Origin of the sequence: Paenisporosarcina sp. OV554 (assembly GCF_003058165.1) — a bacterium.
Lineage (GTDB): Bacteria > Bacillota > Bacilli > Bacillales_A > Planococcaceae > Paenisporosarcina.
On the sequence record NZ_QBUC01000022.1, the window covers coordinates 28,080 to 41,184 of the forward strand.

16 protein-coding genes and 3 pseudogenes are annotated in these 13,105 nt (G+C 35.9%); 6 read left to right on the forward strand and 13 right to left on the reverse strand.

All coding sequences use genetic code 11. The features are described 5' to 3' along the window. Positions 1 to 1,484 precede the first annotated feature (1,484 nt). From C8K15_RS15875 to C8K15_RS15885, 3 genes are read left to right on the forward strand one after another with little or no spacing between them, the layout of a single operon-like run. The gene (locus C8K15_RS15875) at positions 1,485 to 2,057 is read left to right on the forward strand and encodes a DeoR family transcriptional regulator (protein ID WP_108587355.1); all 573 of its coding nucleotides are present in this window, start codon (positions 1,485 to 1,487) and stop codon (positions 2,055 to 2,057) included. A gap of 32 nt (positions 2,058 to 2,089) precedes the next feature. Next, the gene (locus C8K15_RS15880) at positions 2,090 to 3,454 is read left to right on the forward strand and encodes a PepSY-associated TM helix domain-containing protein (protein WP_108587356.1); all 1,365 of its coding nucleotides are present in this window, start codon (positions 2,090 to 2,092) and stop codon (positions 3,452 to 3,454) included. An 11-nt stretch (positions 3,455 to 3,465) separates the two neighbouring features. Continuing rightward, on the forward strand, positions 3,466 to 3,900 hold the full coding sequence (locus tag C8K15_RS15885) for a hypothetical protein (protein WP_108587357.1): 435 nt from the start codon (positions 3,466 to 3,468) through the stop codon (positions 3,898 to 3,900). Positions 3,901 to 4,160: 260 nt separating this feature from the next. Here C8K15_RS15885 and C8K15_RS20400 read toward each other — a convergent pair whose 3' ends face one another. From C8K15_RS20400 to C8K15_RS15905, 5 genes are all read right to left on the reverse strand, one after another. Further along, the gene (locus C8K15_RS20400; protein ID WP_158268337.1) at positions 4,161 to 4,349 is read right to left on the reverse strand and encodes a hypothetical protein; all 189 of its coding nucleotides are present in this window, start codon (positions 4,347 to 4,349) and stop codon (positions 4,161 to 4,163) included. Between the two features lie 27 nt (positions 4,350 to 4,376). After that, positions 4,377 to 4,964 carry an SCO family protein gene (locus tag C8K15_RS15890; RefSeq protein WP_108587358.1) on the reverse strand — a complete coding sequence of 196 codons (588 nt, stop codon included), beginning with the start codon at positions 4,962 to 4,964 and terminating at the stop codon, positions 4,377 to 4,379. A 39-nt stretch (positions 4,965 to 5,003) separates the two neighbouring features. After that, positions 5,004 to 5,351: a hypothetical protein gene (locus tag C8K15_RS15895; RefSeq protein ID WP_233260532.1), complete on the reverse strand. Its 348-nt coding sequence runs from the start codon at positions 5,349 to 5,351 to the stop codon at positions 5,004 to 5,006. Between the two features lie 133 nt (positions 5,352 to 5,484). Continuing rightward, positions 5,485 to 5,892: a hypothetical protein gene (locus tag C8K15_RS15900; protein ID WP_233260533.1), complete on the reverse strand. Its 408-nt coding sequence runs from the start codon at positions 5,890 to 5,892 to the stop codon at positions 5,485 to 5,487. A 220-nt stretch (positions 5,893 to 6,112) separates the two neighbouring features. Further along, positions 6,113 to 6,361 carry an AbrB/MazE/SpoVT family DNA-binding domain-containing protein gene (locus C8K15_RS15905; RefSeq protein WP_108587360.1) on the reverse strand — a complete coding sequence of 83 codons (249 nt, stop codon included), beginning with the start codon at positions 6,359 to 6,361 and terminating at the stop codon, positions 6,113 to 6,115. Between the two features lie 4 nt (positions 6,362 to 6,365). On the opposite strand from C8K15_RS15905, the pseudogene C8K15_RS20915 reads away from it, so the two are divergent. Then, positions 6,366 to 6,647, forward strand: a pseudogene (locus C8K15_RS20915) (IS110 family transposase); the annotation flags it as partial. Here C8K15_RS20915 and C8K15_RS15920 read toward each other — a convergent pair. The 3 genes and pseudogenes from C8K15_RS15920 to C8K15_RS20920 all read right to left on the reverse strand — a co-directional run. Continuing rightward, positions 6,644 to 6,727, reverse strand: a pseudogene (locus C8K15_RS15920) (YnfA family protein); the annotation flags it as partial. The pseudogenes C8K15_RS20915 and C8K15_RS15920 overlap by 4 nt on opposite strands. Positions 6,728 to 7,004: 277 nt before the next feature. Continuing rightward, a complete protein-coding gene (locus C8K15_RS15925; protein ID WP_233260534.1) occupies positions 7,005 to 7,154 on the reverse strand; it encodes a DUF3021 family protein in 150 nt (49 codons plus the stop codon). A gap of 99 nt (positions 7,155 to 7,253) precedes the next feature. After that, positions 7,254 to 7,448 carry a LytTR family transcriptional regulator DNA-binding domain-containing protein gene (locus C8K15_RS20920; protein WP_369973770.1) on the reverse strand — a complete coding sequence of 65 codons (195 nt, stop codon included), beginning with the start codon at positions 7,446 to 7,448 and terminating at the stop codon, positions 7,254 to 7,256. Positions 7,449 to 7,532: 84 nt separating this feature from the next. Here C8K15_RS20920 and C8K15_RS15935 point away from each other — a divergent pair, with 84 nt between their 5' ends. Next, the gene (locus C8K15_RS15935; protein WP_158268339.1) at positions 7,533 to 8,795 is read left to right on the forward strand and encodes a DUF445 domain-containing protein; all 1,263 of its coding nucleotides are present in this window, start codon (positions 7,533 to 7,535) and stop codon (positions 8,793 to 8,795) included. Positions 8,796 to 9,467: 672 nt separating this feature from the next. Beyond that, on the forward strand, positions 9,468 to 10,247 hold the full coding sequence (locus tag C8K15_RS15940) for a CAP domain-containing protein (protein ID WP_108587364.1): 780 nt from the start codon (positions 9,468 to 9,470) through the stop codon (positions 10,245 to 10,247). A gap of 216 nt (positions 10,248 to 10,463) precedes the next feature. On the opposite strand, the gene C8K15_RS20405 is transcribed toward C8K15_RS15940, so the two are convergent. The 5 genes and pseudogenes from C8K15_RS20405 to C8K15_RS15960 form a co-directional block, all read right to left on the reverse strand. Continuing rightward, on the reverse strand, positions 10,464 to 10,835 hold the full coding sequence (locus tag C8K15_RS20405) for a hypothetical protein (RefSeq protein WP_158268340.1): 372 nt from the start codon (positions 10,833 to 10,835) through the stop codon (positions 10,464 to 10,466). 47 nt (positions 10,836 to 10,882) lie between these two features. Next, on the reverse strand, positions 10,883 to 11,350 hold the full coding sequence (locus C8K15_RS15950; RefSeq protein WP_108587365.1) for a UPF0158 family protein: 468 nt from the start codon (positions 11,348 to 11,350) through the stop codon (positions 10,883 to 10,885). A 385-nt stretch (positions 11,351 to 11,735) separates the two neighbouring features. Beyond that, positions 11,736 to 11,888: a hypothetical protein gene (locus tag C8K15_RS20410; protein WP_158268341.1), complete on the reverse strand. Its 153-nt coding sequence runs from the start codon at positions 11,886 to 11,888 to the stop codon at positions 11,736 to 11,738. A gap of 189 nt (positions 11,889 to 12,077) precedes the next feature. Beyond that, positions 12,078 to 12,593, reverse strand: a complete 516-nt coding sequence (locus C8K15_RS15955) for a DinB family protein (protein ID WP_108587366.1) — start codon at positions 12,591 to 12,593, stop codon at positions 12,078 to 12,080. A gap of 57 nt (positions 12,594 to 12,650) precedes the next feature. After that, positions 12,651 to 13,089: pseudogene (locus C8K15_RS15960) on the reverse strand (NUDIX hydrolase). Between the last annotated feature and the right edge of the window lie 16 nt (positions 13,090 to 13,105).

Consider the following 13,105-nt stretch of genomic DNA (forward strand, 5'->3'; position numbering starts at 1 on the left):
GAGAAACAAAAATAACAATTCCTTTTATTTATTATACCAACAATATCCATTTTTACCTCTAAAAAGATAAAATTTTCTATCAATTATAAAAGCACCTCGAAATGAGGTGCTAATTTGGGTTATATTTGGCTGTTTATTTTGATAATAAAACAGGGTTGATTTAACCGCTTATTTAGGAATAAGTGATCCAAAACTGAACGGCTTAGATGCAGGGCTTTTGTTTTTTCCTTTTAGGGGATAATAATTATCTTCTATAGTAAAAAAAGAAGGAAGAGATTTTTTCATCTCCTTCTTATATGTATTACATTACCCTTTTTCTTTTAAGCTTGAATAATCACCTTCTAAATTTACTATCAAATGCAACTATAGAGAAGTCATTAACTTCATTACTCCATAAGAAAAGCTGCCCTGTAAAGGCAGCCGGTTCTTCAACTAATGCGATCTTTAGTTTAGGTCCATTTCTTCATAAACAAGAAAAGGCAGTGCCTTAAACCACTGTTTTAGCTTTTATCCGAATCAACTGGTCCAATTAGTAGATTTTTTAAGAGCAACACCTAATTTTTTATCAGTTTGGCGTTTGTAAGACGTACAAGTCGAATAATATCCAAGTTTTTCACCTCAACTAACCTACCCCGTAAGTCGAAAATTTCGTTTAGTTAATTCCAAGGTGGGTGTGATGAATTTAATTGAGAAACTCTCCTTGCTTCGGCGCTTTGAGTGGACTTACTTAAGAAGTCTATAAATCGGATCAAAGAATTTTTTTTCCAAGGTCTTCGTTGAATTTCCACGTTAATGACTCTCCTTTAAACCGCAATTTTTATTTTTACTTATCTAGCTTTTAGAGGAATTCGTTGTCGTTTATGTAATGGAAATATGGCAATGGTTCCAGCGACTCCACTGATGGCTAAAAACGAAAGGATTGCGATAAGTAGGGGTTTCTATTTCAAACGTGTTTGACTCATGTAGGACCTCCTTGGATTTGAGCTTGCAGTTTTAGTGTAGTAGATGATTATGAAGAGGATGTGAATGACGTGTTAAGACATTATTTAGAAAATAAGCTTTTTATGCGAAGTTATAAGAAATTAAATGGTAACTTCTCCTTTTTCAAACGAATTTTCTTTTCATATTAAAATCCATTTTAATGGAAGTGTCCGTATAGAACAGTCCTTCAAATAATAAACATAAATTAACGGCCATCTCGCTTTTAGAGATGGAAGTTTTAGAATGCAGAAAAAATCGTAGATATATATGCTGTCTGCCAGTCATTTCAGGCTTTTTATTAATCTGATCTTAATTTTCACTCAAGGAATAGTAATTGCGCAAAATGGAATCCAATTCTTTTTTTGATGATTTTTGTTTATTTCAAACAAAAATCATCAAAAATTCATACGTTGTTCATAAAAAAAACTTTTATTCTGATATTCTAATAATAAGTGAACTTTTCAAAAAATATGTACGTTATCTTACAAGGATGGTGATAAAAAATGTTGCCAATTGAACGAAAGCAACAAATTTTAACATGGCTTCAAGAAGAAGAAACACTTCGAATAGCAGAAATTAGTGAACGACTAGAAGTGTCAGAAATGACGGTTTACCGTGATGTTTCCTCATTGGTTAAGGAACAAAAAGTTCTCAAAACATCAAATGGGGTAACTTTAATTGACTTAGCAAAAGGTAATCCAAAAGGCTGTTCTTATTGCGCCAAACCTGTACAAAGTCGTTTAGCGGTTCAGCTTATTTTGACAAACCATCAGGTCGAACAAACATGTTGTATGCATTGTGGGTTATTGCGTTATAACGAAATTGAATCAAGAATTTCTCAAATTATATGTCGCGATTTTTTAAAAGACACAACGATTAGTGCTAAGAGAGCCTATTTCTTAATGGAGACAAACGCTCATATGAATTGTTGTCAACCAGAAGTATTGGTCTTTGATTCACACAAACAAGCAAAGCAGTTTCAACAAGGATTTGGCGGACAACTCACTACATTTGAAAAAGCATTGATTGCCATTGAGAAAGCAATGAATGGGCATGGGTGTCACGACTCGCACTAAACGAAACATACAGATGATGGAGAGTGAAGTTCATGAGCCAACAGAAACGAACGACAAAAGGTGACTGGTACAAAGCGGTTTGGAGATGGCATTTTTATGCGGGGATATTATTTGCTCCTATATTTATCAGTTTAGCAATTAGTGGAGGAATCTATTTATTTAAACCTCAAATTGAAGCAGCGATGTATCAAGACTTATATGAAATCCCTTCACAAACGGCAAAACGCTTAGCACCAAGTGCATTAGTGGAAGAAGTGACATCTGAAATGGATGGAGCTGTCGTTACGTCCATTCGACAGTTTGAAGAAGGAAATCGAACGACTGAAATTCGAGTGATGGATGAAGATGTAGCAAAAACGGTGTATGTCAATCCGTATGATGCGAAAATTGTTGGGGAAATGAAAGATGATGATTTGATTATGAATCAAGTTGTTAAGATACATAGTGAGTTATTGGTTGGTGGATCCGTTGCTAATTTACTAGTTGAATTAGCTGCAGGGTGGGCGATCATCTTAATGATTACTGGACTATATGTATGGTGGCCTCGTGGAAAACCTTCAATATGGGGAACTGTATTACCACGTTTCCGCCAAAAAGGAAGACTATTTTGGCGTGATATGCATGGAGTCACTGCTTTTTGGCTATCCGGTGCTATCTTGATCATTTTATTTTCGGGACTTGCTTGGTCGACTGTTTCAGGGGACATCATGAACCGAGTAGCTACATCAACAAACACTGGAAATGCTCCTTTAAGTACATCCTATGGTGAAAAACCTCCATCATCAATCAAAACAGATGAAATTGCTGCAGATGTACCATGGGCAACTCAAAACTTGGAAGTTCCAACAACGGATATGAATGGGTTTGTTGCACTATCGATTGATGAAATAAATGATATTGCTGTAAAAGAAGAAATTGCTAAGCCATATACTATTTCACTTCCGGCAGAAGAAACAGGTGTGTTCACAATCACATCTTCAAACGGACAAGTATTAGATGAAGCGACACTCCATGTTGATCCATATACAGGTTTTATTTTAAGTGATGCAAGATTTGCAGACTATGGCATCATGGCAAAAGCAATGACTGCTGGGATTTCGTTCCATGAGGGAAGATTATTTGGTGTAGTGAATCAAATTATTGGAACACTTGTGTGTCTAGGCATCATATTAATTGTGATAAGTTCATTCATCATGTGGAGAAAGCGCAAGCCTGCTACTAAATCTGGCGCACCATCTAAAGTGGACAATCGCAAAGTAACACGTGTTGTCTGGGGATTGATGATTGTCATGGGTATTTTAATGCCACTTGTTGGGATTAGTTTGATTGTCGTATTTATCTTTGATAAATTTATCCTTCCCTACATTCCGAAACTAAAAGATTGGCTACAGGCATAGGAGGAACACTGATGAAAATGACAACTCAAGTAATATTAGGATTAGGTACAGCCCTTTTGTTATCAGGATGTACGTATGCCACTGATACAATGTCGCAACCACCGGAGATTGACTGGAATGTGCCAGAATCGATTGATATAAATACACAAGTAGATATAATGATTTCACTTCACAGTTCCGATCAGGAAGAACTTAAACCAATCTCGTTTGTTTTGCAAAAACAAGGGCAGACGGAAACTATAGAAGTTCCGTTTGAACAATATGATAAAGGGATTGTGAACATCCAAACGTCATTTGATGAAGAGGGAATATACAATTTACGGGCGAAGATGGAAACAGGCTCTCAAACAATTCAACCCACTCGTCAAATTGTCGTTGGTGAAGTAATGAGTACTGATAGGAAACAAGAAGAATCGCCTGAAGAAGGACATAGCCATCATCACTAATCAAATTTGAAGAACCTTGCAACATTTTATGGTTATTTCTAAATTGAAACTATCAATTATCGGTGAGACCTATCAAAGTATATAAATAGAGGATGTAATACGTACCAACTACCACTACCAAAACAGGTAGTGGTTTTTTATTATCGGTTCTTAGCCTCTTTCCATCAAACAGCCTCTAACTTTAACGCACACGACTGCTCAAAGACTACATAACAAAAAGCCTGAAGTCACACCAGGCCTTCACTGATCAATATATTGAATTAACTTCTTAATCCCCTCTTTATCCATGCCTCACCAATTTTAACTACCTCAGTCGAAATCTTACCTGTAATCGCACACACATAGGTTTGACGATGTGGCTCAATGATTATTTGTGTATCATTAAAGGAAATATCAATCATATCGCCAACTTTTAATTGAAATCGATTAAATACAAAATTACAATTCACTTCCTTACCGTGATTCAGGAATAAAATTTATTCCGAATCCTCTATCAACTGTATCAAGTGATCAGCTACTTTTTCGATATTCACCCTTTTTTTACCCATCGCCATATCGTGATGGGCTCTTATTTGATCAGTTGAATCCACCACAAACATGGATGTGGAATGGGTAAGAAATCCATCTTGATTTTTTTTATAGGCAAAATTGAAGTATTGAGTAAATTTCTTGGTTTCTTCTTCCGTGCCTCTTGAAAATAACCAGTTGGGGCTCGAAATGTCAAAAGTATCTTTGTACTGTATAATTCTCTCTCTCGTATCGTTGGTCGGATCTAATGTCACAGCTACAATAAGATACTGATCGTCAGATATACCTTTGTCCTTCATTAATTGGTGCAAATCTTTCAAGTCCAACATGGTAGTTGGACAAATATCTGGACAGTTTGTATAGAAGAAAGTTACTAGTTTTGGTTTTTTGTTAATGGACGCGTCTTCTCCACTCACTTCAGTCAGTGCCCATTCCTTTACAGTGCCAATTTGAGGCAAATCGATTGACTTCGGCCATAAAAAGTTAAAAGCCATAAATCCGACAACCAATAACATCACAATGACAAATACTTTCATTAGGATCCCCCTTTATGCTCTTCACGAAAAGAGAGCATTTTACACCTTGATTGAATAACGAATGAAGTGACTGATGAGTGCATGAAGACAAGCAGTGAAAATAGCAAGACTATACATATTTTTTACAATCATTGCTTCCGACTCAATTGGGATATCGCACAGAGCTGGATTTTGTAGTACAACACCGAGCATCATTCCCATAATTCCTCCCAATGTGCCATTATAAATACCGTTTAAAGTAGCCGGGGCTTTTATGATTGCACCGAATTTCCAACCAATAAACAATCCACCTAAGATAGGAAGGAGATAAAAATTTTTTTGATTGGCAGGAAGCAATAGTTCCAGGTAAAGTGCCAAGGCAAAGGAAGATATCATAGTTATGGCCATACACATCGTCTTGGTAAATCGATCGTCAAATAATAAATGTTTCTTTTTAAAAATCCTGTAAACATAACCTGATTCAGTTAGATTCCAAATAAATAGCAATATGATGAGTAGCAAGGTTTACATCACGACCCTTTTAATTGAAATAAAAATAGTGAGTAAACTTAAAACAAAAAAGCCGTGAATGAACCTCAAACACGGATTCCATTTCTATAACTGTTCCGATCATCGGTGACATCAACCCAATGACGACTCCATTTGTTAAACCTGTCACAAACGTTTGGTAATCGAATAACAGTCCAAACAATGCTCCAGCCGTTAATCCTACCAATGTGGAAATAACAGTTATCCAAGTGAAATGAAAGGGATATTGTAGTATAAGTAATACACCGGATAGTAAAGCTGTCATCCCTCCCATTACAACGCTGATATTCATCCCTAATTGAAAATCGATAAGTTTCTTAATTTTTCTTAAATACATATAAAACCCAATAGCTATACATACATCCATATACATAAAAAGCAAAAACGCTATTTTAGTCATAGTCCCACCCCTTTACACAATATGAAGAGACTGATATCGACGAACATTGTCCATTTAAAGTTCAGTATTTCCTATAATTTGGTGACTCATTATGTTGCAAACCTCTTCTTCGTATTCCTAGTCTGAAGAATGCCCCCCATCGGCACGTGCGTACAAAATAAAAAAAAAATCTTAAAACTAAATGTTTCAATAAAAAAAAGCCTGATTCGATTTCAGGCTTTTACTGATCCATATATTGAATTAACTTCTTGATTCCCTCTTTACTAATCCACGCCTCATCAATTTTTACGGCCTCTGTTGAAATCTTCCCTGTACTCGCACACACATAAGTTTGACGATGTGGCTCGATAATTATTTGTGTATCATTATAGGAAATATCAATCATATCGCCATCTTTTAATTGAAATCGATCTAAAATATCTTTCGGCAATAAGATTCGTCCTAATTTCCCAATACGTTTTGTCTGCAATCTCTACACACCTCACAATCAGGAGCTTCTCCTTCAGAAAGAACAATGTATCGGCAAGATGGAGTCGTTGGCCGAAAGGTTTGAAGAGTATGGCATATTACGTAGTATCCCAGCTAGTGGGGTAAAGACAGCTGTCGGAATGATAGCAGAAATTGGAGACATTCGGAGGTTTGACAACAACAGACAACTGAATGCCTATTGATATTTGCGGTACCAATCCGGGAAGTTTATAGCTAAAGATAAAATTAATAAACGCGGCAATAAGCACCTACGTAAAATTATGTATCGTTTACCTTCTCTTAACCATAACCAGATAAGATAGCCGCCACCTATTTCAGCAAGACCCGCCAGTATAATTAATGCTATTGATTAAATCATTTAGGTCACTTCCTACTTTAATTAATATAGCTATTATAACGTAACCTTTTTGGGTAAACTGCCACTTAGTTCAACAAAAAAGAGGCCTAATCCAAGTTCCGTGAACACTCGCAAAGATAATTAAACCACCACATAATTAAATAGACATTCGCGAAGGCGCAATCATAGTAAGGAAGACTCCTTCATGGTATGGAATCCAGCCAATCCAGTTGGCAAAGATGAAATAGAGAACCGTAATGAAGATAAAGTGAATCAGTGTTTGCTGTCAAAGAGCCAATCTTTTCATTTCGAATATCATGGCTGCTACTGCGAAAAACCAGCCACAAAGCAAGGAACCCCATGCATTTTTTACATACAAATCACCATCCAACGTGCTTTCATTACCAAAAACAACGATGCTCACATTGATAAACACCGAAAGAATGGCCCCTATTCCCAATTCCGAACACACTTCTTAGTAAAAATGCTTTCAAGTTAACCCTCCTTTTCATTTTCAGTAATTCTTTGATTGCACTTACGTATGACGATAAGTATTCTTTTGCACCCGAAAGTGAACACACAGAGTGCCATTGAAAGATGCTTCAAATTTGCTCATTTCATAAATGTTGGAAATGACGAATTTCGAGATTCTTATAAATTGATGAGCATGCAAGGTATTCTCCAGTTCATACAATTTCTCTTTTACTTGGACAAATCCAGATACGGTCATTTGTTATTCCCACCATTCTTTTAGTACAGAATGAGATAACCTATAATGGATATAAAGAATTTTTTGGAGGAGGAGAGACATCAATTGACTAAAATAGAAAGAAAAGCAAATTCTAAAAAAATAGCAAATTGGTCTCTCGGCATAATGGGTGTGGGATTCTTGGCTACCCTTCCGATTAACGATTCCATAGCTGGCAAGTTGTTGCAAGGAGGCTTTGAAGCAGGTCTAATAGGAGGCTTGGCCGATTGGTTTGCAGTGACAGCGTTATTTCGACATCCACTCAATATCCCGATCCCGCACACAGCACTCTTACCTAAAAACCGCGAACGGATCATTGGAACAATTTTACATGTATTAGAAAATGAATGGCTCACGAAAGAAAGTATTGTTAATAAAATTAAACACGTCCAAATTGCCCAATTGCTATTAGACAAAGTCGAGACGGAACTTCAAAGAAATGAAATGAAAAAGCAACTTCAAAAAGCCACTATATATCTAGCTAGTAATATGGATATAAACCCATTAAAGCCTCAATTGGAATTGTGGGCTAAAGAACTTATGAATAGCATCAAAACAGAATACGTGATCCAAAAAGCCATTGATAAAGCACTAGAAAATCAAATGGATGAAAGATTATATACAATGGCCCTTAAAGTGGTAGATAGCAAATTGTCTGACCAAAAGACAAGAGATGTAATTACTAAAATGATCACAAACGCAATTGAAAAAAATTCAGAGAACAAAATTTTCGGGTTCGCCTTAAAATCTGTAATGAATATAGCTAGTGGGAAAATGGCAGAAATCATCGATGTTTCGATTACGGACTTTCTAGAAGACTTAAATAGCGAAACCAGTGAAAACCGAAAAAAAATCATTGGATATATCCGAACTGAAATGGAACAAGTTAAAAACAACGAGTCCGTTATTCAACAAATCGAAACTATTAAACAGAGTTCAGTGAATGAATATGACATGAAGCCATTATTTGAAACGCTAAATAAACGTATCCAAAACCTTTTGTTAACATACGTTCAGCAAGAAAATTTCATAGAGGACATACTCTCGCCAATTATCAAAAAAGGAATTGCCAAATTGAAAGGACAATCGACGACCCTATTGAAATTAGACGTGTGGATAAAGGAGCAAATTCTTGATATTATCGAACAAAATCACCAAAAAATCGGGCAATTAGTGAAAGATAATTTGGATAAAATGACAAACGATGAAATTACAGTGTTGCTTGAAAACAAGTTAGGAAATGACATCACATGGATCCGTGTGAATGGGGCATTATGCGGTTGCTTAATTGGACTAGCCCTAACTGGAATCAAACTAATCACAGGATAAATTCACACACCGAATAATGCATTGGCGTTTTTTATCATCATAAAGCTTCTCCAATACTGGATAAGTGCCCTCCTCCAATAAAAAGAAATTTAGTCTGACGGAAACCCAATCTTGGGTTCTGATATATTTCTTTTATCATTGGACCCATTGCTAAAACTGGTACCCACTTTGTGAATGATAGAATTTTATTAAAACGCAACTATACTCAAAAAACCGAGCTCTTAGAATCTCTTCTAAGGCTCGTTTTCTGTCTAAAGATATATTTTAGTTGCCCCCAAAAAATCTTTAGTTATTTATAAAGCCGGAAGAAATCTCCCGGCTTTTTTCTTTTAATTATTCGCCTGTTCTAGCAAAATGTTTCGTTCAATTCGTTCACTAATTTCAACATAAACGCGTAGGAATACAGCCTGTTATTCTTCATTAGTAACTTGGCTTTGGCAGGATCATAGAATCACAGTGACTACGTTTCACATGTGGGAATGTCATCTATTTTAAGAACGTCAACACCAAATAAATTGAAATAGATGGGAATTTATCAAAAATAACACACTTCTTAAGGTCTTTAACCCTTAAAAATGGAGATTTTTATTTCCATTGGATGCATTGGAAACGAATGGCTAATTTTTTGCTAGATTTTAAAGATAGACTAAGTGGCAGAGGAGGGAATAAAAAATGAAAAAAGTGTTACTAAGTTTAACAATGGGAGCGATGGTGTTCTCATTAAGTCAAGCAACAACAGCAGAAGCATCATTTTCATCATATAAACCCACGTGCGAGACTAATAATGTTTCAGATTTTTCTACACGTACTCAAGCAAAACAGGTGGATTACTCGGCCTTAGAAAAACAAATGCTAGAAAAACTTTATGCACAACTTGAAACTGCAGGTTTATCACAAGCAGGAATCAAACAAGTTGTTCAAAAGACTGAAGCAACAAAACCAGTTGCTCAGAAACCAGCAGAAGTTTCTAAGCCTGCACCAGCAAAACCAGTTGCACAAAAACCAGCTACATCTACACCACCAGCTGTAGAAAAACCAGCTACTGCACCACCTGCAACTCAACAACCAGGGTCGATTTCAAACATAGAACAACAAGTTCTAACTTTGACGAATCAAGAACGTGCAAAAAGTGGTTTAAAACCACTTGCTACTGATGCGTTGTTAATGAATTCTGCTCGTGAAAAATCAGCAGATATGAGCAAGAACAAATATTTCTCTCATACTAGTCCAACACTAGGTTCACCGTTCGATCAAATGAAAGCTAACGGCATTCAATACAAAGCCGCAGCTGAAAACATCGCAATGGGTCAAAAAACGGCGGCAGAAGTCGTTAAAGGATGGATGGAATCACCAGGACATCGCGCTAATATCATGAATGGAAACTACACTCATATTGGTATTGGATACGATGCAAAAGGTAATTACTGGACACAACAATTCATTCAAAAATAAAAATAAAAATTAACGGTCATCTCTCTTTTTAGAGATGGCCGTTTTAGAATGCAGAAAAAATCGTAGATATATGCTGTCTGCCAGTCTAGTGTTCATTGTGGTTATGACAATCCGGTAATGTCATAACCTATTTCAAGATAGAAATTCCACTTCCGGGCTGAATGCTACGCGCATCATTAGTGACACAGCCTCTGGATTCGGAAGACATTTACTTCATTACTCAATAAGAAACATACTAAGATTAGTAGTGCAGACCAAGGCATTGGTTAGCACTACTATTTTTTTATATAGTAGAGGTGAAGAATAGGTCGTGGTAGCCTTTGGGTCTTGAATCCGAATAAGAAACCGACCTACTTCACCATCCTTATTTGAATCAGGTTTGAGTATGTTGAATCCAGCGAGATCGTGTATAAGAAATGGGAATCGATAAGGCGAAGCAGGTGAAGCATATCCAACATTAATCTTATTAAATAAATACGGACCAAAATCCGGATATAAGGCATCCACCCATTCTTCGGCTTGAATTTCCGAATCAAAAATACGATTATCTTCTTTATAACTTCCATTTATCCATTTAACATTCTCCATTGGAAACAGGCCATTACCCTTTGGTTCGGTAATCACCTCTGTTATTTCTATTCAATAAAGTTTATTTTATTTTCCTGACACCAATCAATCGCAATTTGTTTAAAACACTCGTCACGGTATGAATACCATTGATCTTCTATTTCAAAATCTATTATTTTGTCCTTAAACCTTCTAAAGGCACTCTTACCCTTAATGGCCCTTAATAAAGATTCCTGCATCCGTTGATCCCTAACTTTTAAACTGAAGTTTTCCATTATTCCATATTCATTCACTGCATATTTAGTAGGTAACTCTATATAATTTTCAAAGTTTTCAACCACATCAATTGCAGTCATTCTATTTTCTTGTTCCCATTCAGGTAAATGATCAAATGGTTCTTCGTCTTCAGCAGCTCCCAAGTCCTCAGAATTAACTATCATTATTTCACCCGTTTTAATATTTAGTAATGAACGTGACTCTTCAAACTGTACTTCCATTTCCTCAATTATATCTTTTAGACTGACTTGTATATTCATTATTAGATCACCTTTAGATATTTTTTTTACTAATGTACCCGTTAGTTAAACAAAGACTGTTTATTTATTTTTCGTTACCGATCATTTATTTTATTAACTTACAAAGGTAGCCAACTATGTGTTGTCTCTTCAATGTCATTATTTTCTACAAGGTCACTTATTCCTTTTTTAATAGGCTCCCATAAAGGAGTACCTTCAAATAGTTTTTACGGATGTGACAAATCACTGTAACCTCCTTGATTCCATTTCTTTAATATCATAATACATATCCCCTTGTTTAACTAACCTGCTTACGTTACATGAAAAAGAAAAAGCGATCCTTCTTTATTGAAGAATCGCACCCGTTAGTGAAAAGTCGACCTAAAGTTTCCTTTTTAATAATTTATTAGACTAGGTAAAAACCACCTTTATTTAAAATACCATTAAATATTTGGTTTGCCTTTTCTGCACTTAGTGCTTGCTGAGCACCTTCACTTGCTGACTCAGCAGCCTTAGTCAATATAAATTCTTTGTCCTTTTCCGTTGCTTTCTCAATCATAAACGTTCCACCTTTTTCCATAAGTATAGGATATACTTCGACAGACAGTTTTGTATTTCCTTTAACCTTCACATCTTTTGGTTAAGACTATATGCACCATTTAGTACAAAAAGAAAAAGGGCTGAGCCCAATGATTTTCCGCTTTATACTTACTACTCTAAAAATCGGGATTCAAATCCATTTCACTAACTAAATTAAATACTTATCCTTGATGATTTTCACATGATGAAGTTCATGACCTGCAATAATGTATGCCAGAGCACTTACGGAAATTTCGCTGTTGTTCGCGATTCCTTTTCTATCCCGAACTACTTCAGACAATCCACGCACTAGAGAAAGAGTTGAATGCCTTACTGTAGAATATTCTTCAAGCAAATCTGGGAATGAACGGGAATGAAATAAAGCTTCTTTTACATATTGCTCGTCATCATAGCCTGCAAGTGGCGTTTGGTCACCTCTTGCTATCCGGAGAATTCTGTAACTCATAATTCGTTCCGTGTCTGCGATATGGCCAATAACTTCTTTCAGTGTCCATTTCCCTAGTGCATAACGATAATTCGCTTGTGTTTCAGAAACATCCGAAAGCAATGCAGTTGTGTTCTCTAGGTGTTTGATTAGCGTATCTTCAAGAGACCCCTCAGAAACTAAATCAATATACTTTCCATAATAAGCGGGAAATTCTTTATTAGTTGGTTTTGTCCACATCGTGTTTCCTCCTCGTTACAATCACAAGTTACAAATATTAATGGATGAATAATAATTTTATGTATTTAGCTCATTAATTACTCCTACCAATGTTTCAGCAAGTTTAATATTTTCTATTAAGTAACTCGGTATTGCATCATTATTTAATATTTCTTGAGTTGACATCCAAAAAACTGTCTACCTCATCAGGACTCTTCGCATATGCCTCTCCAGATTTGTGATCGCAAAGAAAAACAATGTCGACCACATGTAAACCCAAATCTGTTACAAATGAAGAACTATTAACATATCTAAGATTTGAAACCTCTATTCCTACTTCTTCGTAGATTTCTCTGATTAATGTTCTCTCTAGTATATCTGATGAGGTTCCTTCGTAATCTACCTTGCCTCCAACAAGAGAAAGTGTACCGCCAGCGTGTTCTTCTTTTTCACTACGTCTTATTAAAAGCCACTTTTCATTTTTATAAATGGCACCTTCAACATTAACAATAAACAAAATTCCACTCCTAAAT

Excerpts from the sequence above, each read along its gene's own strand:
- C8K15_RS15955 (WP_108587366.1), bottom strand. The coding sequence starts at position 12,593 with ATGTGGACAAAACCAACTAATAAAGAATTTCCCGCTTATTATGGAAAG.
- C8K15_RS20920 (WP_369973770.1), bottom strand. The coding sequence starts at position 7,448 with ATGACCGTATCTGGATTTGTCCAAGTAAAAGAGAAATTGTATGAACTG.
- C8K15_RS15890 (WP_108587358.1), bottom strand. The coding sequence starts at position 4,964 with ATGAAAGTATTTGTCATTGTGATGTTATTGGTTGTCGGATTTATGGCT.
- C8K15_RS20405 (WP_158268340.1), bottom strand. The coding sequence starts at position 10,835 with ATGGAGAATGTTAAATGGATAAATGGAAGTTATAAAGAAGATAATCGT.
- C8K15_RS15900 (WP_233260533.1), bottom strand. The coding sequence starts at position 5,892 with ATGACTAAAATAGCGTTTTTGCTTTTTATGTATATGGATGTATGTATA.
- C8K15_RS15875 (WP_108587355.1), top strand. The coding sequence starts at position 1,485 with ATGTTGCCAATTGAACGAAAGCAACAAATTTTAACATGGCTTCAAGAA.
- C8K15_RS15940 (WP_108587364.1), top strand. The coding sequence starts at position 9,468 with ATGAAAAAAGTGTTACTAAGTTTAACAATGGGAGCGATGGTGTTCTCA.
- C8K15_RS15895 (WP_233260532.1), bottom strand. The coding sequence starts at position 5,351 with ATGGCCATAACTATGATATCTTCCTTTGCCTTGGCACTTTACCTGGAA.
- C8K15_RS15885 (WP_108587357.1), top strand. The coding sequence starts at position 3,466 with ATGAAAATGACAACTCAAGTAATATTAGGATTAGGTACAGCCCTTTTG.
- C8K15_RS15950 (WP_108587365.1), bottom strand. The coding sequence starts at position 11,350 with ATGAATATACAAGTCAGTCTAAAAGATATAATTGAGGAAATGGAAGTA.
- C8K15_RS20410 (WP_158268341.1), bottom strand. The coding sequence starts at position 11,888 with ATGATTGAGAAAGCAACGGAAAAGGACAAAGAATTTATATTGACTAAG.
- C8K15_RS15880 (WP_108587356.1), top strand. The coding sequence starts at position 2,090 with ATGAGCCAACAGAAACGAACGACAAAAGGTGACTGGTACAAAGCGGTT.